Origin of the sequence: Bradyrhizobium sp. 956_D2_N1_4 (genome assembly GCF_052076025.1) — a bacterium.
Lineage (GTDB): Bacteria > Pseudomonadota > Alphaproteobacteria > Rhizobiales > Xanthobacteraceae > Bradyrhizobium > Bradyrhizobium barranii.
In genome coordinates this window covers 4,616,547-4,639,984 of sequence record NZ_CP197237.1, presented here as the reverse complement: position 1 = coordinate 4,639,984, position 23,438 = coordinate 4,616,547, and the positions used below count along the sequence as shown (strand labels likewise).

At 65.8% G+C, this 23,438-nt stretch carries 19 protein-coding genes; 14 read left to right on the top strand and 5 right to left on the bottom strand.

Going from position 1 to position 23,438, the window contains the following annotated elements:
* The first annotated feature begins 40 nt into the window (after window positions 1-40).
* Complete coding sequence (locus tag AB7535_RS22110) at window positions 41-2,440, top strand: bifunctional diguanylate cyclase/phosphodiesterase (protein ID WP_283017056.1); 2,400 nt, start codon at window positions 41-43, stop codon at window positions 2,438-2,440.
* Window positions 2,441-2,443: 3 nt separating this feature from the next.
* On the opposite strand, the gene AB7535_RS22105 is transcribed toward AB7535_RS22110, so the two are convergent.
* The gene (locus tag AB7535_RS22105; RefSeq protein ID WP_028158298.1) at window positions 2,444-2,878 is read right to left on the bottom strand and encodes a hypothetical protein; all 435 of its coding nucleotides are present in this window, start codon (window positions 2,876-2,878) and stop codon (window positions 2,444-2,446) included.
* Between the two features lie 79 nt (window positions 2,879-2,957).
* On the opposite strand from AB7535_RS22105, the gene AB7535_RS22100 reads away from it, so the two are divergent.
* Together AB7535_RS22100 and AB7535_RS22095 are read left to right on the top strand one after the other, a co-directional pair.
* Window positions 2,958-3,545 carry a hypothetical protein gene (locus AB7535_RS22100; protein WP_085405938.1) on the top strand — a complete coding sequence of 196 codons (588 nt, stop codon included), beginning with the start codon at window positions 2,958-2,960 and terminating at the stop codon, window positions 3,543-3,545.
* A gap of 71 nt (window positions 3,546-3,616) precedes the next feature.
* The gene (locus tag AB7535_RS22095) at window positions 3,617-4,207 is read left to right on the top strand and encodes a YdcF family protein (RefSeq protein ID WP_434057416.1); all 591 of its coding nucleotides are present in this window, start codon (window positions 3,617-3,619) and stop codon (window positions 4,205-4,207) included.
* 70 nt (window positions 4,208-4,277) lie between these two features.
* Here AB7535_RS22095 and AB7535_RS22090 read toward each other — a convergent pair whose 3' ends face one another.
* Window positions 4,278-5,621, bottom strand: coding sequence for a PLP-dependent aminotransferase family protein (locus AB7535_RS22090; protein ID WP_439036826.1), 1,344 nt, complete (start codon window positions 5,619-5,621; stop codon window positions 4,278-4,280).
* Window positions 5,622-5,806: 185 nt separating this feature from the next.
* Between AB7535_RS22090 and AB7535_RS22085 the strand changes: the two genes are divergently transcribed.
* The gene (locus AB7535_RS22085; RefSeq protein ID WP_038933822.1) at window positions 5,807-6,043 is read left to right on the top strand and encodes a DUF1127 domain-containing protein; all 237 of its coding nucleotides are present in this window, start codon (window positions 5,807-5,809) and stop codon (window positions 6,041-6,043) included.
* Window positions 6,044-6,191: 148 nt separating this feature from the next.
* On the opposite strand, the gene AB7535_RS22080 is transcribed toward AB7535_RS22085, so the two are convergent.
* Both AB7535_RS22080 and AB7535_RS22075 read right to left on the bottom strand, forming a co-directional pair.
* Window positions 6,192-6,617: a universal stress protein gene (locus AB7535_RS22080; protein WP_071917342.1), complete on the bottom strand. Its 426-nt coding sequence runs from the start codon at window positions 6,615-6,617 to the stop codon at window positions 6,192-6,194.
* Between the two features lie 60 nt (window positions 6,618-6,677).
* The gene (locus tag AB7535_RS22075; protein WP_038956013.1) at window positions 6,678-7,214 is read right to left on the bottom strand and encodes a SixA phosphatase family protein; all 537 of its coding nucleotides are present in this window, start codon (window positions 7,212-7,214) and stop codon (window positions 6,678-6,680) included.
* 93 nt (window positions 7,215-7,307) lie between these two features.
* Here AB7535_RS22075 and AB7535_RS22070 point away from each other — a divergent pair, with 93 nt between their 5' ends.
* From AB7535_RS22070 to AB7535_RS22030, 9 genes are all read left to right on the top strand, one after another.
* Window positions 7,308-8,744, top strand: coding sequence for an NAD(P)/FAD-dependent oxidoreductase (locus AB7535_RS22070; RefSeq protein WP_439036825.1), 1,437 nt, complete (start codon window positions 7,308-7,310; stop codon window positions 8,742-8,744).
* A 108-nt stretch (window positions 8,745-8,852) separates the two neighbouring features.
* A complete protein-coding gene (gene msrB / locus AB7535_RS22065) occupies window positions 8,853-9,365 on the top strand; it encodes a peptide-methionine (R)-S-oxide reductase MsrB (protein WP_071912177.1) in 513 nt (170 codons plus the stop codon).
* A 291-nt stretch (window positions 9,366-9,656) separates the two neighbouring features.
* Window positions 9,657-11,933 carry a flagellar hook-basal body complex protein gene (locus tag AB7535_RS22060; RefSeq protein WP_439036824.1) on the top strand — a complete coding sequence of 759 codons (2,277 nt, stop codon included), beginning with the start codon at window positions 9,657-9,659 and terminating at the stop codon, window positions 11,931-11,933.
* A 34-nt stretch (window positions 11,934-11,967) separates the two neighbouring features.
* Entirely contained in the window at window positions 11,968-13,851 is a 1,884-nt protein-coding gene (gene flgK, locus AB7535_RS22055) for a flagellar hook-associated protein FlgK (protein ID WP_085405889.1), read from the top strand.
* A 20-nt stretch (window positions 13,852-13,871) separates the two neighbouring features.
* Complete coding sequence (locus AB7535_RS22050) at window positions 13,872-15,746, top strand: flagellar protein (RefSeq protein WP_439036823.1); 1,875 nt, start codon at window positions 13,872-13,874, stop codon at window positions 15,744-15,746.
* 72 nt (window positions 15,747-15,818) lie between these two features.
* A complete protein-coding gene (locus tag AB7535_RS22045) occupies window positions 15,819-16,601 on the top strand; it encodes a hypothetical protein (protein ID WP_439036822.1) in 783 nt (260 codons plus the stop codon).
* A complete protein-coding gene (locus tag AB7535_RS22040) occupies window positions 16,591-18,240 on the top strand; it encodes a hypothetical protein (protein WP_231142316.1) in 1,650 nt (549 codons plus the stop codon). The genes AB7535_RS22045 and AB7535_RS22040 overlap by 11 nt, the downstream gene beginning before the upstream one ends.
* A gap of 1 nt (window position 18,241) precedes the next feature.
* A complete protein-coding gene (locus AB7535_RS22035; protein ID WP_231142315.1) occupies window positions 18,242-19,492 on the top strand; it encodes an ATP-grasp domain-containing protein in 1,251 nt (416 codons plus the stop codon).
* Window positions 19,489-20,988: a pyridoxal phosphate-dependent decarboxylase family protein gene (locus tag AB7535_RS22030; RefSeq protein ID WP_439036821.1), complete on the top strand. Its 1,500-nt coding sequence runs from the start codon at window positions 19,489-19,491 to the stop codon at window positions 20,986-20,988. Before AB7535_RS22035 ends, AB7535_RS22030 begins: the two co-directional genes overlap by 4 nt.
* 79 nt (window positions 20,989-21,067) lie before the next feature.
* On the opposite strand, the gene flbT is transcribed toward AB7535_RS22030, so the two are convergent.
* Window positions 21,068-21,493: a flagellar biosynthesis repressor FlbT gene (flbT, locus tag AB7535_RS22025; protein ID WP_071912194.1), complete on the bottom strand. Its 426-nt coding sequence runs from the start codon at window positions 21,491-21,493 to the stop codon at window positions 21,068-21,070.
* A 322-nt stretch (window positions 21,494-21,815) separates the two neighbouring features.
* Between flbT and AB7535_RS22020 the strand changes: the two genes are divergently transcribed.
* Window positions 21,816-23,420 (top strand): flagellin N-terminal helical domain-containing protein, encoded by a 1,605-nt coding sequence (locus AB7535_RS22020; RefSeq protein ID WP_063982267.1) that lies wholly within the window; start codon window positions 21,816-21,818, stop codon window positions 23,418-23,420.
* Window positions 23,421-23,438 lie beyond the last annotated feature (18 nt).

The following is a 23,438-nucleotide window of genomic DNA, read 5'->3' as shown; positions in this document are numbered from 1 at the left end:
ATCTCTGCCGGTTCTAGTGCGGTTGGAATAGGGACCGGCAATGTATCAAGTTCTTTACTGCCTGACGGATCAGCATGATTGGCGACTGGTCGCACTCGGCGGAGCGGTATGTCTGCTCGCCAGCGCGGCGGCGATCAGCCTGTTCCACCGCGCGCGTGCGGCGCGCGGGGGAGCTCGCGTATCGTGGGTCGCGCTTGATGCCGTCGTCGCCGGCGGCGGCATCTGGGCAACCCATTTCATCGCGATGCAGGCTTACGGGCCTGGTGCGGGCGGCGCTTACAACATTCCGTTGACGGTCCTGTCGCTGATCTTCGCGATCGCGGTCACCTTCATCGGGCTGAGCATCTCGGTGTCGGTGACGCGGGCGGGCCTGGTTGCGCTCGGCGGCGCCGTCGTTGGTGGCGGCGTTGCCGCCATGCATTACACCGGCATGATGGCGCTCGAGATTCCCGCGCACATCGGCTGGACGACCGGCACAGTGACGGTCTCGATCATCCTCGGCATCGTTCTCGGGTCGCTTGCCCTGGTGGTTGCGGGGCGCCGCGACAGCCTTGCGGGCGCGCTCGGCGCGACGGTGCTGCTGACGCTTGCCATCGTCTCACATCATTTCACCGCCATGGGCGCCGTGGAGCTGACGCCGGATCCTGCGGTCGTGATCAGTGGCCTGTCGATCCCGCCGGCCTCATTGTCGATCCTCACCGCCAGCGCCGCCGCTGCGATCATCGCGATCGCGCTCGCGGCGGCTCTGCTCGACCGCCGCGCCAAGGGCGAACTGGGACGCCAGCAGGTCGTGCTGGATACCGCGCTCGAGAACATGTCGCAGGGACTGTGCATGTTCGATGCGGACGGCAAGATCCAGCTCTTCAACGAGCGCTACGCGGCGCTGCTCGGCCGCACCGACATTCCGCTCGCCGGCCGCCTGCTCGTCGACGTGTTGCGGGAAGAGCAGGCCAAGGGCCAGTGGCAGGGCGATGCGGGCGAATTCTTCGCGCGCCTCGTGGCCGACGCGCGCGAGGGCCGCACGACCAGCCAGGTCGTCACCCGGTTCGGTCGCTCCATCCGCGTCGTCAACCAGCCGATGCAGGGCGGCGGCTGGGTCGCGACTTTCGAGGACATCACCGAATGGCTGGAGGCGCAGGCCAAGATCTCGCACATGGCGCGCCATGACGCGCTGACCAATCTGCCGAACCGCGTGCTGTTCCACGAGCAGCTCGAGCAGGGACTGGGCCGGGCGAAGTCGGGCGACCAGCTCGCGGTGCTGTGCCTCGATCTCGATCACTTCAAGGACGTCAACGACTCGCTCGGCCATCCCATCGGCGATGCGCTGCTCAAGGAAGTCGGTCGCAGGCTGAAGGCCACTGTCGGCGCGAGCGACACCGTGGCGCGGCTCGGTGGCGACGAGTTCGCCGTGGTCCAGATCGGGCGCTCCGAGGAAGCCGCGGCGCGAGCCCTTGCCGGCCGCCTCGTCGAGGTGATCTCTGCGCCTTACGAGATCGACGACCATCAGATCGTGATCGGCGTCTCGATCGGCATCTCGCTGTCGCCGCAGGACAGCGACAATCCGGACGAGCTGTTGAAGAACGCCGACCTCGCGCTGTACCGCGCCAAGGCGGACGGCCGCGGCACCTATCGCTTCTTCGAGACCGGCATGGATGCGCGTGCGCAGGCGCGGCGGCTGCTGGAGATGGACTTGCGGGCGGCGTTGCTGCGCGACGAGTTCGAGGCGTACTACCAGCCGATCCGCGACGTCGCCAGCGGTCGCGTCGTCGCCTTCGAGGCGCTGTTGCGCTGGAACCATCCGCAGCGCGGCCTGATCGCCCCCATCAACTTCATCCCGGTGGCCGAGGAGACCGGCCTCATCGTCCAGCTCGGCGAGTTCGTGCTGCGCAGCGCCTGCAGTGACGCCGCCACCTGGCCGGACGACGTCGATGTCGCCGTCAACCTGTCGCCGGTGCAGTTCAAGAGTCCGAACCTGATCGCATCCGTGACCGATGCGCTGGCAGCCTCAGGGCTCGCGGCGCGGCGGCTCGAGCTCGAGATCACCGAATCGGTGCTGCTCCAGAACAGCGAGGCGACGCTGACCACCCTGCACGAGCTGCGGGCCATGGGCGTGCGGATCTCGCTCGACGATTTCGGCACCGGCTATTCGTCGCTGAGCTACCTGCGCAGCTTCCCGTTCGACAAGATCAAGATCGACCGCTCCTTCGTGTCGGAGCTTGCGACGCGCGAGGATTCCATGGCGATCATCCGCGCCGTGACCGGCCTCGGGCGCAGCCTCGGCATCGTCACCACGGCGGAAGGCGTCGAGAACGACGCGCAGCTCGAGCTGCTGCGGCGCGAGGGCTGCACCCAGGCGCAGGGCTATCTTTTCAGCAAGCCGCGGCCCGCATCCGATGTCGCGTTGATGCTGAACCGGCCGCGGCTGCTCGCCTCGGCCTGATGTCTAGCCGCGGCGCAGCGCGAAATGCGCGCCGCAAAACGCCATCACGGCGCCAAGACATAGCGCGGCGAGCCCGGCGAGCACGCCCGAGACGGACGGGATCGGGCTCGGCGCCGAGGCCACCTGGCCCGCACCGGCAAGCAGCAGCACGCCGACCGCGATCAGGAACTGCCGCATCCGCTGCGGGATCTGTCCGGAGACGGCGCTCTGCATCAATGTCGCCGTGAAATAGCCGCCGGAGAAACCCACCGTGGCAATCAGCCACCAGGCGATCGCTGCGCCCGCGGGTATGAATTCGTGCGTGTCGGAATGCCAGAGCCCGCCGAGGTCGAGCCCGTAGCGCGCGCCCAGCATGTGCACCGCGAGCGCGAGCAGCACTCCGGAGATCACGGCGGCGCCGAGAATCAGGCGGCGCGGAAAAAAGGTCGTCTCAGCCATGCCCCGCTTGTAGGATGGGCGAGGGCGATCGCGCAAGCCGATCGCAGGCGGGATTGCGCGGACGGGATTGATTGTGGGGATACAGGTTTCGGGAGCGCAAGGCCCGTCGGTCACGAGCTACGCCTACAAGGCGTCGCTGATCGGCTCGGCGCATCGTTTCGAGCTGACGGACGAGGGCCTGTCCTGGCACATCGCCGGCCGCTCCGGCCTGTGGCGCTATGACGAGATCTCGGCGATCCGGCTGTCGTTTCGCCCGGTGTCGATGCAGCAGCACCGCTTTCGCGCCGATGTCAGCCACACCGGCGGCGGCCGCATCAGGATCCTGTCGACGAGCTGGCAGACCGCGGCGTTAATGGCGCCGCAGGACAACGGTTTTCGCGATTTCATCATCGAACTGCACGCACGTATGGCGCAAGCCGGCAGCCGCGCCGAATTGACCGCAGGCCTCGGCCGCAAGACCTATGCGGCGGTGCTGGCCTTCCTGGCGGTGCTGACGGTGGCGATGACGGGGCTGCTGATCCGCGCGCTCCTGATCGGCGAATTCGCCGGCGCCCTCTTCATCATCGGTTTTGCCGCGCTGTTCGCCTGGCAGGTCGGCGGCTTCGTGCGGCGCAACCAGCCGCACAGCTACAGTTTTGATCGTGTGCCGAAGGCGTTGCTGCCCTAGGTGCAATCGGCCGCAATCAAACGTGACTTCGTGCCCCTGCGCCGGTGTCGCATCGTGCTGTCATGCCAACCATGGATCGCAACAGGCAGCAGCCTACAGCGGATGAGATCGTCGAAATCAACCGTACGCATCTGATCGATACGCCGCTCCGGCCGGCCGATCTGTTGTTCATGTTCGGCACCCGCGAGGACGTTGGCTTGCGCGCCGACACCGCCGCGAGGCTGTGGCGCGAGGGCCTTTTCCGCTGGTCGATTGTCAGCGGTGGTGTGACGCCGGGCTCGGAGCAATCTGAGTGCACCATCATCAAGGCAGCGATGGTCGCGGCCGGCATTCCGGCGGACCTCATCCTCGAGGAACATCGCGCAATGAACACCGGCGAGAACGTGATCTTCTCGCTGCCGATCATTGATGCAGCGCTTGGACTGCGAAACATCCGGAGCGTGATCTGCCTCGGCAACACCTGGACGGCGCGCCGCTACCCGATGACGCTGCACCGGCACTGGCCTGACGTCGAGAAGATGCTGCTCACCGTCGACAGCTTTGCGACGCCGCGCGCGCTCTGGCACACCAATGTCGAGTTTCGCCGGCGTGTCCTGCACGAATGGGACAAGATCGAGCCGTACAAGGCGAGGGGCTTTATCGCGGAATGGCCGGCGACCTGAGCGGCGAAGGGCCGGATCTTTGTTGCGACGCGTTTTCGAACCGGTATCACTTCGCTCGCAACGCTCTCGCTTACTCCGTCGAGTCGAAATCCTCTTCCTTGGTGCCGAGCAGCGACACGAGTGTGCGCAGGCCGGAATCGAGCTGCTCGAGCGAGGGCGGGGCGAGCGCGAGCCGCACCGCGTTCGGTGCATGTCCGTGCGCAATTGCAAACGTCGAGGATGGCGTCAGTGCGATGCCGCGCCGGGCTGCTGCGGCGACGAAGGTCTGCGAGCGCCAGTGTGGCGGCAGCGTCAGCCACAAATGATAGGAACGGGCGTCGGCCGCGATCTGGTAGCCGGCAAGCAGCCTTGCCGCGGTCTGCTGCCGGCGCGCAGCGTCGATCCGTTTCAGCCGCGTCAGCTCGGCGACGGTGCCGTCGGCCATCAGCCGCTGCCCGGACGCCAGCGCGTGGCCCGAGGCGATCCAGCCGCCGGTCCGGACCGCGCTCATCACGCTCTCGCGCAGATGCGGCGGGGTCACGAGGATGCCGAGCGCGAGGCCCGGTGCGACCTTCTTGGACAGGCTGTCGATCACGATGCAACGGTCCGGCCCGAGCGCTGCCAGCGGTGTGTCGTCGGCGAGGAAGCCGTAGACGGCGTCCTCGATGATGGTGAGATCGAGCTTCTCGGCAACGCGCATGATGTCGGCGCGCCGCGTCGCGTTCATGGTGACGCCGAGCGGGTTCTGGATGATGGGCTGGAGATACAGCGCCGACAGATGCGCTTCGCGATGCGCTTTCTGGATCGCATCGGGCCGTGCGCCGTGTTCGTCCATCGGAATCGGGACCAGCGTCACGCCGAGCCGCGCCGCGATGCTCTTGACGTAAGGGTAGGTCAGCGCCTCGACGCCGCAGCGGCCGCCGGTGGGAACGAGGGCGGCGAGCGCGGCGGCGAGCGACTGCTTGCCGTTGGCGGTGAAGACGATCTGCTCGGCCTGCGGCGTGAAATCCTTGCGCGCGAGATAGGCGACGGCCGCATTGCGCGCGCTCTTGGTGCCGGTGCTTGTCGAGACGCGCAGGGCGGATTCGAGCGCGTCGACGCGCTCGAGCCCGGCAAGGCTCTTGGCGATCATCGCCCATTGCTGCGGCAATAACGGATAATTGACCTCGAAATCGATCCGCGCGTCGCGCGGCTCGCTCAACGCCTCGACCTCGCGCTTGATGTCGCCGGAGATGAACGTGCCGCGGCCGACCTCGCCGACGACGAGCCCGCGGCGAAGCAACTCCGTATAAACCCGGCTCGCGGTCGAGACCGCGATGCCGCGGTCATAGGCAAAGTTGCGCTGTGGCGGCAGCCGGTCGCCGGGCCTTAACGTGCCTTTAGTGATATCGGCCGCAATGGCATCGGCAAGCTTCACGTATTCGAACTTGGACATTATTGCACCGAGAGCAATGTTTTACTTGCTCCGAGTAGTGTACTGGAGCATTTAAGTTCCATCAAGTTCCGCGATTGAGCCGAGGAGAGCGAGAGCAATCCGATGGCAAATGAGGTGCAGGCGCTCACAGCGTCCGCGCCAACGGCACCTGCTTCGCTGCGCGGACAATAGGCCGGAGAAGAAAAATGACCACGATCTCGCAAACTGCCGGGCGGAGTTTACGCCCATCCTCGTCGGGCGGATTTTTCAGCACGCTCGCCAACGCCGCCCATGCGCTGTTCGATCGCCTGGAGCGCCGCTCTGCCGTCAAGACGCTGAACGAGCTCGACGACCACGCCTTGCGCGACATCGGGATCACGCGCAGCCAGATCGAGGACGCCGTCTACGGGCAGTTCAAGGCCGAGCTGACGCGGTATCTGTGAGTTTGTTCGGCCGCCACGCCCGCAAGTCCGGGCGTGGTGACAATGCCTCCGCGTCGTCATTGCGAGCGGAGCGAAGCAATCCAGACTGCCACCGCGGAAAGACTCTGGATTGCTTCGCTCCGCTCGCAATGACAGCGTTTGTTGTGGCTCAGTGCCTGACCACCAGCACCGAGCACTTGGCGTAGCGCACGACGTGCCCGGCGTTGGAGCCGAGGAAATAGGTGCGCATCGCCGGCCGGTGCGAGGTCATCACGATCAGGTCGGCCTTCATGTGCATGGCCTCCTCCAGGATCTCATGATAGATGCCGCCCTGTCGCACCACGCTGGAAATGCGCCCCGTCTCGATGCCTGACTCCCGCGCGACGATGGCGAGCGCTTCCTCGGAGGTCTGGCGCTGCTGCTCGTCGAAATCGGCCGGGACGTATTCGGCGAGCATCACCGGCGTCATCGGCAGCACGTTGAGCAGTCGTATCGATCCGCTCCAGGTCTGCGACAGCGTTATCGCGGTCGCGAGCGCCGGCTTGGCCAGATCGGTGTCGGCGAGGTCGATGGGCACGAGGATGGACTTGAACATCTGCGCCTCCCAATTGACCAAGCTGGGATCAACCGGTCGAGACGGCGCGCCCCGCGCGTCTCAACCCGATCGAAGCAGCTTGGGGCTGACGAACAGCACCAGTTTGCCGCGGCGGTAGGCCACGTCACCCCAATCCTTGACGTCAAAGTCGAAGATCGCAAGCCCCGACGTGGGCAGATTGTGAGCGAGCGCCTTGGCGCCGGCCGGATCGCCGCCGCCCATCAGCATCAGCGCGGCCTCGTGCATGCCGGGATTGTGGCCCACCAGCAGCAACTGCTTCGGGTTGGCCGGAACGGTTGCAGTGCGAATGGATTCCAGGATCTGGGCGGGATCGGCGCCGTAGAGTTCGGGCAGGACCTCCACCTGCGGCGCTGCGACGCGGTCCTTCATCGTCTCCCAGGCAATGTCCCAGGTCTGCCGGGCCCGGACGGCATGCGACACCAGCACGGCCTTGGGGAAGGGGGGATGGGTGGCGAGCCAATCCCCGATCTGCGCGGCGTCCTTGTGGCCGCGGTCGTCGAGGCGACGATCCTGGTCACGGCCGCTCGGCGCGTCAGTCTCGGTCTTGGCGTGACGCAGCAGCATCAAACGGCGCATGGCATTCTCGAATCGTTACGCGTCCAGAATAATCTACAGGCGCCGGTTGAGGACAAGGTGACAAGGGCCCGATCGGTCCTTTAAGGAAACGACATGAGCGAGACTTTCACAAGCGTGTCCCAGGAAGAAGCCGGCTTTCGTGAACGCACGCGACTGTCGTTTGATCTCGATGCCGACATCTGCGTGATCGGGGCCGGGCTTGCCGGGCTCTCCATCGCGCTGGAGGCAGCCCGGCTCGGAGCCAGCGTCGCGGTGCTCGAGGGCCGCCATGTCGGCTGGAACGCCTCCGGAAACCAGCTCGGCACCGTGATGCCGGGCTTTGCGCTGCCGCTCGCCGATTTGATCGAGCGCATCGGCTTCGAGGACGCGCGCGAATTGTGGACGCTGGCGAAGGAGGGCGCCGAGTTCGTCCGGGCCAACGCCACCGAAGAGAACATGCCCGGCATTGGCCCGAGCGATGGCGTGCTGGAGGTCTCCAACGTCGATGCCGGCGACCGGCTGATCAGCCGGTTGCAGATGCTCCACGAGGATTTCGACACGGAGGTCGAGGGCTGGCAGGTGGATCGCGTCCGCGAGGCGCTCAAGACCGACCGCTACTTCCACGGCGTCTATTATCCCCGGGCATTCCAGCTCGACGGCCGCAAATATGTGCACGGCCTCGCAACGCTGGCGCGGCGGGCGGGAGCGCGCATCTTCGAGGATACGCCGGTCGTCAGCATCGATCATTCCGGCATCCGCAAGCGCATCGTCACGCCCTCGGCGCGGCTGCGCGCCACCCACATCGTGCTTGCCGGCAACATCCACCTCGGCGCGCCCTTGAGGCGCCTGTCAGAGACGCTGCTGCCGGTCTGGCGCTATGCCGGGATTACCGCGCCGCTCGGCGAGCGCGTGCACGAGATCGTGGCGTTCAAGGGATCGGTGATGGATTCCGACGGGGTCGACCATTTCCGTGTCGTCGATGGCGACCGCCTGATGTGGGAAAGCCCCGAGACCACCTGGGCCGCGCGTCCGCAGCGCTTTGCGGGCGCGGTCAGGCGGCGGATCAGATCGATTTTCCCCCAGTTCGGCGATGTCGAGATTACCGACATGTTCGGCGGCGCCACCGGCCAGACCGTGCACGGCATGCCGCAGATCGGCCAGCTGCGCAAAGGCCTGTGGGTGGCGAGCGGATTCGGCCGCCAGGGCATGAACACCTCGGCCATGGCCGGGCAGCTGATCGCGCGCAGCATTTTGTGGGGCGACGAGCGCTGGCGGCTGTTCTCGCCATTCGAGCTGGTCTGGGCGGGCGGCACGACCGGGCGGGTCGCGGGCCAATTGGTGGGAGTTTGGGGCAGGGCGAGTTCCGCCGCCGCAGGCTCGCTCGCCCGCTACCGCGAGCGTGCGCGGGTCAAGGACCGGGAACGCGAGGCGCGCCTCGCTGAAGCCAACCGGGCCGCCGGCACTGGTCCTCGCCGTCCGCCGCCCAGCGTCCGGCCGCAGCCGGCCCCTCCGCCGAAACCTGTGGCCGAGGATGTGGAACCGGCCTCGTAGGACCAGGGTGTCTCGCGATAAGTTGATAAAAACCCCGCCCGGACGTGTAACGTCGGCCGTTAGAGCCCGTATCACAGAGCGTGGACTCCCCCGCGCACGGAGAATGAGATGTTTGACCGCCGCATCCTGCTGACGACTGTTGCCGGCCTGTTCGGCCTTTCGGCCTTCCGCTGGTTGAGAGGAACGCCCGCCGAGGCTGGAGAGAAGGCCGCGCAAAAATTCGAGATCGAGAAGACGGACGCCGAGTGGCGCGCCCAGCTCACGCCGCAGCAATATGAAATCCTCCGCAAGGAGGGCACCGAAAGGCCGGGCTCCAGCCCGCTGCTCAAGGAACACCGCAAGGGCATCTTCGCCTGCGCCGGCTGCGACCTGCCGCTGTTCTCGTCCGAGACCAAGTTCGAGAGCGGCACGGGTTGGCCGAGCTTCTACCAGCCGATCGAAGGCAATGTCGGCAAGACCGAGGACCGCACCTTCGGCATGGTGCGCACCGAAGTGCATTGCCGGCGCTGCGGCGGCCATCTCGGCCACGTCTTCGACGACGGTCCGAAGCCGACCGGATTGCGCTATTGCATCGACGGTTTCGGGCTGGTCTTCCACCCGGCCGCCGCGTCGGCAACGTAGGTCTCGCTGGAGACATTCCGGAGCGAAGCGTGAGCATCGAATCCGGAATCTCGAGCTTCTCAGGTGCGCAATTGCGCACCTGAGTTCGGTGCTGCGGGCCGCCCCGGAATGACCCGATGCCCCGGCAATTGTTGCCGGCCCGGCAATTGTGCCCCGGTCATCGGACCGGGGCCTTCCCATTCAAGTCATTGATTTCCTGAGAATACCCGCATTGGCATAGCCCTTGCGACTGTCTCTTCCGACTGCGGCCATGGTCGACCGGCCGCCGAGATCGGATCTGGAGACAAAGTTATGGGTATCTTCGATGCAATGAACACCTCGGTGGGTGGCCTGCAGGCGCAGTCCTACGCGCTGCAGAACATTTCCGGCAACATCGCGAACTCATCCACCACCGGCTACAAGGGCATCGGGACCAGCTTCGTCGACCTCATTCCCGACGCCTCGGTGCCGAGCAAGCAGGTCGCGGGCGGCGTCACGGCCAACGCCAAGGCGACCATCACGACGCAGGGCACGATCTCAGGCTCCAGCGTCGCCACCAACATGGCGATCACCGGCGACGGCTTCTTCTCGATCCAGAAGGCAACCGGCGTCGTGGATAACGTGCCGGTGTTCAGCGGCGTCACCTATTACACCCGCCGCGGTGACTTCCAGCTCAATTCCAACGGCAACCTGGTCAATGGCGCCGGCTACTATCTGATGGGCGTCACGGTCGATCCCAAGACCGGCAACCCGACCGGCAATGTGGCGTCCGTCCTGAAATTCCAGAACAACTTCATCCCGGCACAGGCGACAACCTCGATCCAGTACGCCGCGAACCTGCCGAGCGTGCCGAACACGGGGGCGAGCTCGACCGCGGCGAGCGGCACGCTGCTGGCGGCCGGCGGCCTGAACCCGTCCGATTTCGCCGCCAACCCGCTGATCGTCGGCACGCCGCCGCCGCCCTATTCGAATGCGACGGTCTCCGGCGCGGCGGCCACCGGCAATCTGCGCTCGGCCTATACGGCGACGACCGCGACTGGCTCGGTGGCGCTGCAGGACAACGCTTCGGCGGCGGCAACTGGCAGCACGCCTCTCGATGCCGGCTTGGCCACGCATCTCAACACCAGCCTTCTCACCAACCTCGCCGGCAAGTCGTTGACGGTCAACGGCCAAACAATCAACTTCGACAACACCGTCTCGGGCGCTTCGACGGCTGCAGGCCCCCCTGTCGTCACCACGATTGGTCTGAAGTCGCCCACCAGCGCACTGATGTCGGATGTCCTCAACGCGATCGCGTCTGGAGCCGGCGTCCCCACGACCAGCGTGACTCTGACCGCCAGCGGTAACATCCAGATCACGACCAACACCACGGCCGACGTGACGATCGGCGGCACTGCGGCAGGCTTGCTCGGCGTCAGCAGCGTGACGCGCGGCGGTAACGTGCTGTCCACCCCCGCGATTACGAGTGGTACACAGCTCGGCGGCACCGTGACGCCCGGCGGGGCGGAAGTCCTCTCGACGCCCTTCCTGGTCGGCCAAAAGATCCAGGTCAACGGCACGGGAGCTGCCAATACGATCACCTTCGTGGCCTCCGGTGCTAGCCCTCCGAACCAGATCAACATCACCGACTCCATAGCGACTCTGCTCAGCCAGATCGACACGCTCAGCGGTGCGAGCGGTTCTTCGATCAGCAACGGCGTGATCACCCTGAATACCGGTATCGCCAATCCCACCTTGACGGTGACCAGCAACAACAGCAGCGCCTTCGCTGCGCTCGGCTTCACGTCGTCCATCTCCAAGAACCGCGGTGGTGGCGGCACTGCCGGCACCGGCGGCGTGATCGGCAACGACATCGCCACGTTCACCAAGGAATCGATCAGCGGCGGTGCGGTCACCGCCTACAACGCCGCGGGCACGCCGGTGAACCTGCAGCTGCGTTGGGCCAAGACCGACAGCGCCTCGCTGGGTACCGGCCATTCCGACACCTGGAACTTGTTCTACCAGACCGATCCGAATGCGACCGGCACGATGGTCGGCTGGGTCAACACCGGGCAGGCCTTCACCTTTGCCAGCGACGGCTCGCTGACCTCGCCGAGCGGATCGGGCATCACCATCAACAACGTCAGCGTCGGCGGCCAGTCGCTCGGCTCGGTCGCCTTCAACATGTCCTCGGGCGGGCTGACGCAATATGCCAGCACCAGCGGCGCGGTGACGATCAACACCATCACGCAGAATGGCTACGCCGCCGGTCAGCTCCGCTCGGTTGCCGTCAACAACAGCGGCCTCGTGGTCGGCACCTTCTCCAACGGCCAGAACCTCAACCTCGCCCAGGTGACGCTGTCGCACTTCAACGGCACCAATTACCTCAAGGCCCTCGACGGCGGCGCTTACGCCGCGACCGAACAGTCGGGCACAGCGATCGACGGCGCGTCGGGCAGTATCAGCGGCTCGTCGCTGGAAGGCTCGAACACCGACATCGCCGACGAATTCACCAAGCTGATCGTGACCCAGCAGGCCTATTCGGCCAACACCAAGGTGATCACGACAGCGAATTCGATGGTGCAGGATCTCTTGAACGTGTTGCGCTGATCGGCGCGTGACGTAACCAAAGGCGGCTAGTGATATGGGTTTGAGTTCAGCCCTCGCCAGTGCGATGAGCGGTCTGCGTGCCAACCAGGCCGCGCTCTCGATCGTCTCCTCGAACGTCGCCAACTCGCAGACGCCGGGTTACGTCGTTCAGAGGCCGAACCAGATCGAGGTCACCACCGGCGATTTCGGCTCGACGGCGATGACGACCGGCGTCAGCCGGGAGCTCGACACCTTTGTGCAGAACCAGCTGCGCACCGAGACCGGCGGCAGCGGTTACGCCGACCAGATGGCTAACATCCTGAAGCAGCTTCAGAGTGTCTACGGCACGCCCGGCAACAGCGGCACGCTCGAAACCGCGCTGAACAAATTCACCACGGCGTTGCAGGCGCTGTCGACGAGCGCCGGCTCGTCGTCGGCGCAGACGGTTGCCCTCGGCGCGGCGCAGGCGTTGGCGAAGCAGCTCAACGTCACCACCAACGGCATCCAGTCGCTGCGCTCCAACGTCGAGCAGGATCTCGGCACGTCGGCACAGCAGGCCAACGCGGCGATGCAGCAGGTCGCCGACATCAACACCAAGCTTCAGGGCTTGTCGGCAAACGACCCGTCCGCCGCGACGCTGATGGACCAGCGCGACCAGGCCATCAACACGCTGTCGAAATATGTCGACGTTCGCGTCACCACCGACGGTTCGAACCAGGCCAATATCTACACCACGACAGGCATCCAGCTCGTCGGTGCCGGGCTCGCCTCGCAATTCACCTTTGCCTCCGCCGGCGCGCTGTCGGCGACCTCGCTCTACAACGCCGACCCGGCCAAGTCGGGCGTCGGTGCGCTCAACATCAAGCTGCCGAACGGCTCGCAGCTCGACGTCGTCGCCAACAACGTGGTCTCCTCCGGCCAGATCGCGGCTGATCTCAAGCTGCGCGACCAGACGCTGGTGCAGGCGCAGGACCAGATCGACCAACTCGCCGCGACGATGTCGAGCGCGCTGTCGGACAAGACCACGGCCGGCAGCACGGTCTCGGGCCCGCCGGCCGGATTCGATCTCGACCTTGCCGGTGCGCAGCCGGGCAATACGGTCAACATCACCTACAAAGACACGGCGACCAACACCCAGCGCCAGATCACGCTCGTCAACGTGACCGACCCGGCGGCGCTGCCGCTCCAGAACGCCACCAATGCCAACCCGATGCGGGTGGGCGTCAATTTCTCCGGCGGCATGAATGCGATCGCCGCTGCGCTCAACACCGCGCTCTCAGGCTCGCACCTGACGTTCTCCGCAGCTCCGTCGCCGGCGACGGCCACGACGCTGCGGGTGACCGATGACAATACCGGCCTTGCCCAGGTCAATTCGGCCTCGACCACCAAGACGATCTCGTCGCTGACCTCGGGCAGCCCGCAGCTGGCGGTGTTCACCGACGGCGGGCAGGCGCTCTACACCGGTGCGATCACCGCCTCGGGCTCGCAGATGACCGGCCTTGCCGGGCGCATCGCCGTGAACACGCAGCTGGTCAGCGATCCCACGCGGCTGTCCGTCTACAACACCTCGCCGGTGACGCCGGCCGGCGATACCACGCGCTCGGACTATCTCTATTCGCAGCTCACCAATGCGGTGTTTTCCTATTCGCCGACGACCGGCCTCGGCTCGGCGAACCAGCCCTTCACCGGCAGCGTCTCGAACTACCTCCAGCAGTTCCTGAGCGTCCAGGCCAACGCCTCGACCCAGGCCACCCAGCTCCAGCAGGGCCAGAGCGTCGTGGTCTCGACGCTCCAGGCCAAGTTCGACTCGACCTCCAGCGTCAATCTGGACTCGGAGATGTCGAACCTGATCCAGCTTCAGAATGCCTATGCCGCCAACGCCCACGTCATGTCGGTGGTGCAGAGCATGATGAACACGTTGATCCAGGCTCAAGTGTAACCAGTACAGGGTTCTAAAAGATGTCGATCAGCAGCATCAACTACTCTTCGTCGGTTCTCGGCGCGCAGATCCGCAACATCAATCAGCAGCTTACCGACCTGTCGACGCAGCTCGCAACCGGCAAGCTGTCGCAGAACTATTCCGGGATGGGCACCAACGAGGGCTTTGCGATCGCCGGGCGTTCGCAGCTCTCCAACATCGCCGCCTATACCGACACGATCACGAACGTGAACGTGAACATCAACCTCGCCAATACCGCGCTCCAGTCGCTCACGACGATCCGCAACACGGTGCAGACCGGCTCCGCAAGCACTGCGCAGGATCTCAACGTCAACGGACAGACCGTCGCGCAGAACACAGCCGCTTCGCAGTTCGGCTCGATGGTCGGCGTTCTCAACACGCAGTCGGGCAACCGCTATCTGTTCTCCGGGACGGCGTTCAACACGCAGTCGGTTGCCAATGCCGGCGACATCATCAACGGCACGACTACGCAGGCGGGCTTCAAGACCGTCATGGCGGAACGCCAGGCCGCCGACCTCGGTGCCAACGGCATGGGACGGCTGGTGCAGACGCAGCCGACGCCGAGCTCGGTGCGGGTATCCGAGGACGTCGCCGGATCGCCGTTCGGAATGAAGATCGCGGCGGTGTCCTCGACGCTGACGGGTGCGACGGTCACCGGCCCGAGCGGCTCGCCGGTGTCGTTCTCGGTCGATCTCAACGGCCTCAACCCGAACGACGGCGACAAGCTGAGCGTCCAGTTCACGCTGCCGGACGGCACCACCGGGCAGGTCGACCTGACCGCGTCCTCGGCCACGCCGACGCCGATCGGCAGCTTCGCGATTGACGCGACGACTCCCGGCAACACCGCCACGAATCTTAACACGGCATTGAACACCGCGATCACGAAGCTCGCCAACACCTCGCTTGTCGCGGCATCCGCGATCACGGCCGGCGACAATTTCTTCAACACCGCAAGCTCCGCGATCGGTGCGCCCGTCAACAACCAGGCGGCCCCGCCGGCGCCGGTCAGCGGAGCAACGGCGCTGTCCGGCGCGAGCCCCTCGAACTCGATCTCGCCGGGCTTCGCCGCCGGCGACACCATCACCGTGAACGGCACCACGCTGACCTTCGTCAGTTCGGGCGCGACCGGCAACCAGCTCAATGTCGGCGACAGCATCCAGACGCTGATGAGCAAGATCGACCAGATCACGGGCACGTCCAAGCCTTCGACCGTGCATGGCGGCTCGATCACGATCAACACGGACGACGCGGCGAGCCTCAACATCACGACCTCGAACACGGGCGCACTCAACGCGCTCGGTTTCGGCTCGACGCCGGTCACCGCGACGCAGCCGCCATTGCGCGTCGGTTCTTCACCGGCGAGTTCGGCGACGACGCTGGTCAACGGCTCGGCCAATACCGTGAAATGGTACACTGGCAATGACGGGCCCGGCTCGCCGCGCTCCACGGCGATGGCGCGGGTGGATGATTCAGTCACGGTGCAATATGGCGCGCAGGCCAACGAGGACGCGATCCGCCAGCAATTGCAGGCGATCGCCGTGTTCGGGACGTTCTCGACCTCACCGACCAGCCAGTATGCGGGCGGGCAGGTCTCCGCGCTGAGCCTGCGGGTGACGCAGTCGCTGACGAAGCAGCCCGGCCAGCAGCACATCGAGGACATCCAGACGGACCTCGCGATGGCCCAGAACACGATGAAGGACGCAGGCACGCGCCAGACCCAGGCCAAGGCGCAGCTCCAGTCCATCATCGACCAGGCGGAATCGGCCTCGCCGGATCAGGTGGCGAGCGAGCTCCTGTCGCTCCAGAATGCGCTTCAAGCGTCCTACCAGGTTACCTCGAAACTTGCGCAGCTGTCGCTCGTCAAGTTCCTGTAACGGCGCATTAAGACGCCGTTAACCATGCCTCTTTACCTTTTGGTGAGGAGTTGAGCGGGGCGGGGGCCGTCGATGTCGGACAAGATGCAGCTGGTGGTGGCCACGCCGTGCTTCGGCGGGCAGGTCTCGAGCATTTATGCGAGCTCGATCTTCGCGCTCCAGCGCGCCGTGCACGGCATGTCCAACCTCGAGCTCAAGGTGGTCTTGCGTGACGGCGACGCGCTGATCACGCGCGCGCGGGCCAATCTGGCCGCGATGTTCCTCGACGATCCAAAGGCGACCCATTTCCTGTTCATCGACGCCGACATCGGCTTCAAGCCCGAGCAGGTGTTCCGGCTGATCGAATGCGGCGCGGATGTCGTCGCCGGCTGCTATCCGATCAAGCGGGTCAACTGGGACAAGGCGAGGCGGGCGATCGAGTCCGGCCGCACGGATGTGCCGGCGGCCGCGCTCGATTATGTGCTCGAGATCGAGGATCCCGACCGCATCGTGGTGGTCAACGGTTTTACCCGCGTGCGCTACGCCGGCACCGGCTTCCTGATGATCCGCCGCCACGCGCTGGAGGCGATGTGCCGCCATCCCAACTATGCCGGTCTGCAATTCTTCCGTGAGCATTCGCACGACACGCTGGCGGCGAGCCAGAACCGCTTCGCGCTGTTCGAATGCATGATCGATCCGGCGACGGGGACTTATCTTTCCGAGGACTTCGCCTTCTGCAAGCGCTGGACCGACATCGGCGGCGAGATCTGGGCCGACATCGAGAGCTCGCTGGATCACGTCGGGCCGTCGGTGTTCCACGGCGACATCGCCTCGCAATTCGCAGTTGCGCCAGCGGCAGCTGCCGATGCGGCGTGAGCCTTCCGGGATGAGCGCCGGCGCATCCGGTCTGTCAGTCCCCGAGCGCACATTCGACGGCGGCTCGCGCTACCGCCTGCGCGATCTCTTCACGCCATTGGACACGCTGCTCGTCTCCGGCGGAGATCCGCGGCTGGCGCTCGACGCTGGGGATCGCGTCAATGCCTATGGCTGTGCGGCCTCGCCGGAACCGGAGATCTGGAATTTCGCCTCCTCGACGGCATCGACGATCTCGCAATTCGCCTATGACCGCGCCGCGCTGGCGCGCGAAGAGCTGATGCACAGGTGCCTGTTCGACGAGGTCGAGATCGCCTTCGATGCGCGCTGCGAGGCCATGCGCGAGGAGCTGCGCGGCCATCTCCAGCTCTCGCCGCGCGTCGACGTCGTGTTCTCGCCGTCCGGGACGGATTCTCAGCTCCACGCCCTGTTCCTGGCGCGTGCGGTGCTCGGCGCCCCGCCAGTGACGATCGTGGTCGGCGCCGACCAGACCGGTAGCGGCACGGCCCAGACCGCACGCGGTCACCATTTCAGCTCCATGACGGCGAGCGGCCTTGCCGTGCGCAAGGACGGCGCGGTTGCCGGACTCGCCGGCGCCAGCGTGACGTTGCCGCTGCTTCGGGCCGGGCCCGGGATCGCGATGCGCGCCGACACCGATGCCGCGGTGCTGGAGTCGATCGAAGCGACGATCGCGCAAGGTGCGCCCGTGCTGCTTCAGATCATGGATTCCTCCAAGCTCGGCTGGCGCGCGCCGGGCGTGGCCTGTCTCGACGAGATCGCGCGGCGCTGGCCGCGCAAGGTTCAGGTCGTCGTCGACGCCTGTCAGGCGCGGCTCGGCCGCCGCCGGCTGCGCTCCTATCTCGACCGCGGCTATATGGTGCTGATCACCGGCTCGAAATTCTTCGGCGGCCCTGCCTTCAGCGGCGCGCTGCTGGTGCCGAAGGGGTTTTCGCGGTCGCTCGACCGGATTGAGGGGATTGCGCCGGGCTTCTTCGACTATGCCGGCCGCTGCGATTGGCCGGTGGCCTGGACGGCGCTGCGCTCACGTTTCGAGCGCCGGCCGAATTTCGGACAATGGCTGCGCTGGGAGGCGGCGCTTGCGGAGATCGGCAGCTACTACGCCGTGCCCGGAGCTTTCCGCGTCAGGGCGCTGGCCGAGCTTGCCGCCGGTATCGACAGCATGATCGCGCTGTCGCCGTCGCTTCAGTCCGTTCCAACGGCAACCGAGAAGACTGCCGATGACGACGAGGAGTTCACGCACGCCACGATCTTTCCGTTCATGCTGCTGCGCGACGGCAAGCCGGTCTCGATGGCCGAGACCAGCGCCGTCCACCGGGCGCTGCGGCGTGACATGAACGAGGAGATCAGCGGCAGCGCGGCGGACCGGCAGGTCGCCGTCCAGCGTAGCCTGATCGGCCAGCCGGTCCGGCTGGAGCGGCAGGACGACGCGCCGCAAGCCGTGCTGCGCCTCTGCGTCGGCGCCCGACTCGTGACCGAGGCCTGGTCGCCGGATATGGCGCAGGCACAACGCAATGTGCAGCACCTGCTCGATCGCATCGCCCATGTCCTGGTGAAGATCGAGCTGCTGCTTGACCGCGGCGCAGCCGCAACCGCGCCGGAAAAATCCGCCTTCGAGGTATGAGATGCAGCATCCAGTTTCCGCGCTGATCGTGACCGTGCCGAACTATGCCGACCGCATCGGCTTCGCGCAGCTGACGCGCCAGGCCTTCGAAGGTGTGGATCTGCAGCCATTGCGCGATCAGCTCGTCACGCGGATCACGGAAGGAGCAGCGCACGCGGGCGAAGGCCTTGACCTATCGCTGATCGTCCAGCTACTCGGCGACAAGGCGGCGGGGCTGGCGATCCAGTCGGAGGTGCTGACCTTCCATCAATTGTTTCGCACGCCCGCTGCGGCTCCGAAGCCCGGCTTGCGCGTGCTCGCCCTTGCGGCCGACATCGACATGGGCGGCAACACGCCGATCGAATTCCTGCTCGAAGGCTCCGATTTCGAGCTGCTGACGCTCTATGTGACCAAGGATGTCGGCTTGCCTGAAACGTTGCCCGATCACGACGTTGCCATCGTGGTTGCATCCGATTCCGAGGAATGCCGGGAACCGCTCGCCGTGATCGAAAAGGCGGCGCCGCGCTGGCCGCGGCCGCTGCTCAATCGCCCCGATCTCATCGGCAACCTCGATCGCGACAAGCTGTATCGGCTGCTGGCGGGCATCCCTGGTCTCGAGATTCCATCGACCATCCACGCGACGCGCGCGCAATTGACGGATCTCGCGCAGGGCCGGGTCGCTTGCGAGGACATCGCCGGCGAATTACGCTTTCCGATGATCGCGCGGCCGCGCGGCACGCATGCCGGTGTCGGGCTCGCGAAGCTCGACGATGCGCCGGCACTCGCGGCCTATCTCGCCGAGCGCGAGGAGCAGGATTTCTTCGTCGCGCGCTTCGTCGATTATGCGAGCCCCGACGGGCTCTATCGCAAATATCGTCTCGCCATGGTCGACGGCAAGCCCTACGCCTGCCACATGGCGATCGCCGATCGCTGGGACATCTGGTATCTCAACGCCTACATGGCGTTCAGCGAGGAGAAGCGGGCTGAAGAGGCCGTCTTCATGCTGGACTTCGACCACGCCTTCGCCGCGCGCCACAAGGCCGCGCTCGACGAGATGAGCCGGCGCGTCGGCCTCGATTATTTCATCGTCGATTGCGCCGAGAACCAGAACCGCGAGCTGCTGGTCTTCGAAGCCGACAACACCGCCGTCGTGCACAACATGGATCCGCCGGTCGTGTTTCCGTACAAGCCGCCGCAGATGCGCAAGATCTTTGCCGCGTTCACGGCGATGCTGTCGCGGCACGCAGGAGAGGGCAAGGCGAGCGCAGCATGAACGAGATCATCCGCAACGCGCAAAGCTCCGTCGCGCAGGCTTCGCTCGATCCGCAGGACTGGAGCGAATTTCGCACGCTCGCCCATCGCATGCTGGACGAGGCGATCGACGGCATCGCCAATGTCCGCGCGCGGCCGGTGTGGCAGCCGATTCCCGACGGCATCCGCGCGGCATTGAAGGCCGACGTGCCGCGCGAGGCGAGCGACCTTGCCGATGTCTATCGCGAATTCGCCGAGCATGTCGCACCCTATGCGACCGGCAATGTCCATCCCGGGTTCATGGGCTGGGTGCATGGCGGCGGCACCGCGGTCGGCATGCTCGCGGAGATGCTCGCAGCTGGCCTCAATGCCAATCTCGGCGGGCGCGATCACATGCCGATCGAAGTCGAGCGCCAGATCGTCGCGTGGATGCGGCGCCTGTTTGATTTCCCGGAGACTGCGAGCGGCATCTTCATCACGGGCACATCGATGGCCAATCTGATGGCGGTGCTGGTGGCGCGCACCGCTGCGCTCGGGACGCTGGCGCGGCAGCACGGCATCGGCAATGACGGCGCGCTGCTCACGGCCTACACGTCGCGGGCTGCGCATGGCTGTGTCTCCAGGGCGATGGACATTGCCGGGCTCGGCACCGATGCGCTGCGCAAGATCGGCGTCGATGCCGATCATCGCATCGACGTCGCCGCGCTGCGCGCGCAGATCGCTGTCGACCGCGAGGTCGGCTTCAGGCCGTTTCTCGTCGTCGCTTCCGCCGGCACGGTCGATATCGGCGCGATCGACGACCTCAAGGCCATCGCTGCGCTGTGCCGCGAGGAGGGAATCTGGTTTCACGTCGATGGCGCCTTCGGGGCGCTCGCGATCTTCTCGCCCGAGCTCGCGCCCATGCTCGGCGGCATCGAGCTCGCCGATTCCATTGCGCTCGACTTCCATAAATGGGGGCAGGTGCCCTACGACGCCGGCTTCCTGCTGGTGCGCGACGGCGAGCAGCACCGGCAGGCCTTTGCGCAGCCGGCGGCCTATCTGCGCCGCGAGGCGAGGGGGCTTGCGGCGGGTGCAGTCTGGCCCTGCGATCTCGGCCCCGACCTGTCGCGCGGCTTCCGCGCGCTGAAGACCTGGTTCACGCTGAAGACGTTCGGCACCGACCGGCTGGGTGCGGTGATCGCGCGAAGCTGCGCGCTGGCGAAGTATCTGGAGACGCGCGTGCTGGCCGAGCCGCGGCTGGAATTGCTGGCACCGGTGAACCTCAACATCGTCTGCTTCCGTTACCGCGCCGACGATGCGGTCAATCGCGAGATCGTCGCCGATGTCCAGGAGTCCGGCGTTGCGGCGCCCTCGAGCACGACGCTGGACGGCAGGTTCGCGATCCGCGCTGCCATCGTCAATCACCGTACCGACGAGACGGACATCGACGCGCTTGTGGCTGCGGTGCTCGAATTCGGCGCGCGGCGGACCGGCGATGGTCTGATCGAGATCGAGGCGCCGCCGCTGGCGGCGCAGTGACCAGGAACGCAGCTGAAACGACAACGGCCCCGGAGATGATCCGGGGCCGTTGTCGTTTGGGCAGGCTGATGCGTGCCGATCAGGCGGCCGAGCTGACGTCGCCCTTGGGATGCGTCGCTTGGTACTGGTCCCGCAGCTTCTCTTCATAGGCGATCAGCTTGCGGGCATCCTTCAGCGCCCGGTAGAGATCGCCGCTCATGATGTTGTTGTTGATGCTTTCGATGATCGGCCAGGCGCTCGGCACCGCGGTGACGATGTCGCGCACCAGGTTGAAGTAGGTGCCGTGCTGGCTCTGCGGATCCGGCGAGATGTACATGAGCTGGACCGCGAGATAGACGAGCTTGGCCGGCGTGTCGGCGGTCTCCGGCGTGAGGATGTCGCGCTCGCGCAGGATCGGCACGTTGTCGCCGTCGATCAGGAGGCGGGCGCGCTGGTCGGTGTTGGTGATCACCGAATTGCCGACGATGATGCGTTCGTGCGGTTTGAGCTCAACCTTGAGAGCCATGCCTGTTCTCCATCAACCCTTTTACAACGATCCGTCGCGGCGTTCGTGCGATGAGGGCGATCGTTCGTGATTTGGAGCCGATCCTTGCGCAACATGGTTAACAGGTCGTAAACGACGGCGCCGGGGACGGAAAATGCAACAATTTCAAGGCCGATAGCGGCATGTCCAGCCGTCTGCCGCGGCCTCGAAGGGGGCTTCCGGCGTCGCGGCGGGAAAAACTGCGGGTTTCATTTCACGGATTGTTAGAGGCTTGGACGCACGGTCCGGCGGTCGTCTGATCAATTGGTCAGATAGGACGCGTAGCTACCAGAAAGGTAACAGTATGTCCGTCGTTCTCTCCGCATCGGTTCGCCAGAACCTGCTCTCCCTCCAGTCCACAGCCGACCTCCTCGCCACCACCCAGTCCCGTCTGTCGACTGGCCGCAAGGTGAACTCGGCTCTGGATAATCCCACCAACTTCTTCACCGCCCAGGGCCTTGATAACCGCGCCAGCGACATCGGCAATCTGCTCGATGGCATCGGCAACGGCGTTCAGGTTCTCCAGGCAGCCAACACCGGCATCACCTCGCTGCAGAAGCTGGTGGACAGCGCCAAGTCGATCGCCAACCAGGTGCTGCAGAGCCCGACGGGCTACTCCACCAAGTCGACCGTGACCTCGACCGCCATCACCGGCGCGACCGCCAGCAACCTGCTGGGTACCGCTTATACCAACAGCACCGTCGCCGGCACCGCCGTGCTGAACGACAACACCGGCACTGCGGTCAACATCACCGCTTCCACCCAGCTGGTTGGCACCGCGGGCGCGACGTCCGACGACCTTGCTACGGCCATCACCAACGGCTCGGTCCTGACGGTCAACGGCAAGAACATCACGTTCTCGACCGCGCAGACCACTTCGACCACCGACACCGCCGGCAACGTCACCATCGGCATCGGCACGGGCAGCACCTTGACGGTGCAGAGCGTGCTGAGCGCGATCGACGGCATCACCGGCACCGGCACCGCCTCGACCGTCGCGGCTGGTAAGCTCACGCTGAGCACCGGCACGACCTCGGATCTCACGATCGCGGGTTCGGGCAACGTGCTCGCCGCGCTCGGTCTCACGGCCGGCACCACCGCCCGCGTCCCGCCCGCCATCTCGGGCCAGACGCTGACGATCGCAGCCACCGGCGGCGGCACGCCCACCAGCATCACCTTCGGCACCGGCACCGGCCAGGTCTCGACGCTGAACGGGCTCAATTCGGCGCTGGCGGCCAACAACCTGCAGGCCTCGATCGACTCGACCGGCGTGATCTCCATCACGACCACGAACGACGCGGCCTCCTCGACGATCGGCACGCTCGGCGGCTCGGCCTTTACCGCCACCGGTCCGTTCCACAGCGCTGCCATCGCGGCTCCGGTTGCCGATCCGACCTCGCAGACGCAGCGTGCAGGCCTGGTTGCGCAGTACAACAACGTGCTCGCGCAGATCAACACGACCGCGCAGGATGCCTCCTTCAACGGCGTCAACCTGCTCAACGGCGACACGCTGAAGCTGACGTTCAACGAAACCGGCAAGTCGACGCTGAGCATCACCGGTGTGACCTTCAACACCGCGGGTCTCAACATCTCGACCCTCGCCTCGGGCACCGACTTCCTGGACAACGCTTCGGCCAACAAGGTCCTGACCTCGCTCAATGCCGCCAGCAGCACGCTGCGTTCGGAAGCATCGACGCTGGGTTCGAACCTGTCGGTCGTGCAGATCCGTCAGGACTTCAACAAGAACCTGATCAACGTCCTGCAGACCGGTTCGTCAAACCTGACGCTGGCCGACACCAACGAGGAAGCGGCCAACAGCCAGGCGCTGTCGACCCGCCAGTCGATCGCGGTCTCGGCGCTGTCGCTGGCCAACCAGTCGCAGCAGAGCGTGTTGCAGCTCCTGCGCTGATACGCGGCGAAAATCGTC

Bases quoted from the DNA above. Each gene is read 5' to 3' on its own strand.
- AB7535_RS22090 (WP_439036826.1), bottom strand. From the start codon at position 5,621: ATGTCCAAGTTCGAATACGTGAAGCTTGCCGATGCCATTGCGGCCGAT.
- AB7535_RS22030 (WP_439036821.1), top strand. From the start codon at position 19,489: ATGAACGAGATCATCCGCAACGCGCAAAGCTCCGTCGCGCAGGCTTCG.
- AB7535_RS22060 (WP_439036824.1), top strand. From the start codon at position 9,657: ATGGGTATCTTCGATGCAATGAACACCTCGGTGGGTGGCCTGCAGGCG.
- AB7535_RS22095 (WP_434057416.1), top strand. From the start codon at position 3,617: ATGGATCGCAACAGGCAGCAGCCTACAGCGGATGAGATCGTCGAAATC.
- msrB (WP_071912177.1), top strand. From the start codon at position 8,853: ATGTTTGACCGCCGCATCCTGCTGACGACTGTTGCCGGCCTGTTCGGC.
- flgK (WP_085405889.1), top strand. From the start codon at position 11,968: ATGGGTTTGAGTTCAGCCCTCGCCAGTGCGATGAGCGGTCTGCGTGCC.
- AB7535_RS22085 (WP_038933822.1), top strand. From the start codon at position 5,807: ATGACCACGATCTCGCAAACTGCCGGGCGGAGTTTACGCCCATCCTCG.
- flbT (WP_071912194.1), bottom strand. From the start codon at position 21,493: ATGGCTCTCAAGGTTGAGCTCAAACCGCACGAACGCATCATCGTCGGC.
- AB7535_RS22020 (WP_063982267.1), top strand. From the start codon at position 21,816: ATGTCCGTCGTTCTCTCCGCATCGGTTCGCCAGAACCTGCTCTCCCTC.
- AB7535_RS22070 (WP_439036825.1), top strand. From the start codon at position 7,308: ATGAGCGAGACTTTCACAAGCGTGTCCCAGGAAGAAGCCGGCTTTCGT.
- AB7535_RS22040 (WP_231142316.1), top strand. From the start codon at position 16,591: ATGCGGCGTGAGCCTTCCGGGATGAGCGCCGGCGCATCCGGTCTGTCA.
- AB7535_RS22075 (WP_038956013.1), bottom strand. From the start codon at position 7,214: ATGCGCCGTTTGATGCTGCTGCGTCACGCCAAGACCGAGACTGACGCG.
- AB7535_RS22035 (WP_231142315.1), top strand. From the start codon at position 18,242: ATGCAGCATCCAGTTTCCGCGCTGATCGTGACCGTGCCGAACTATGCC.
- AB7535_RS22050 (WP_439036823.1), top strand. From the start codon at position 13,872: ATGTCGATCAGCAGCATCAACTACTCTTCGTCGGTTCTCGGCGCGCAG.
- AB7535_RS22110 (WP_283017056.1), top strand. From the start codon at position 41: ATGTATCAAGTTCTTTACTGCCTGACGGATCAGCATGATTGGCGACTG.
- AB7535_RS22105 (WP_028158298.1), bottom strand. From the start codon at position 2,878: ATGGCTGAGACGACCTTTTTTCCGCGCCGCCTGATTCTCGGCGCCGCC.
- AB7535_RS22045 (WP_439036822.1), top strand. From the start codon at position 15,819: ATGTCGGACAAGATGCAGCTGGTGGTGGCCACGCCGTGCTTCGGCGGG.
- AB7535_RS22080 (WP_071917342.1), bottom strand. From the start codon at position 6,617: ATGTTCAAGTCCATCCTCGTGCCCATCGACCTCGCCGACACCGATCTG.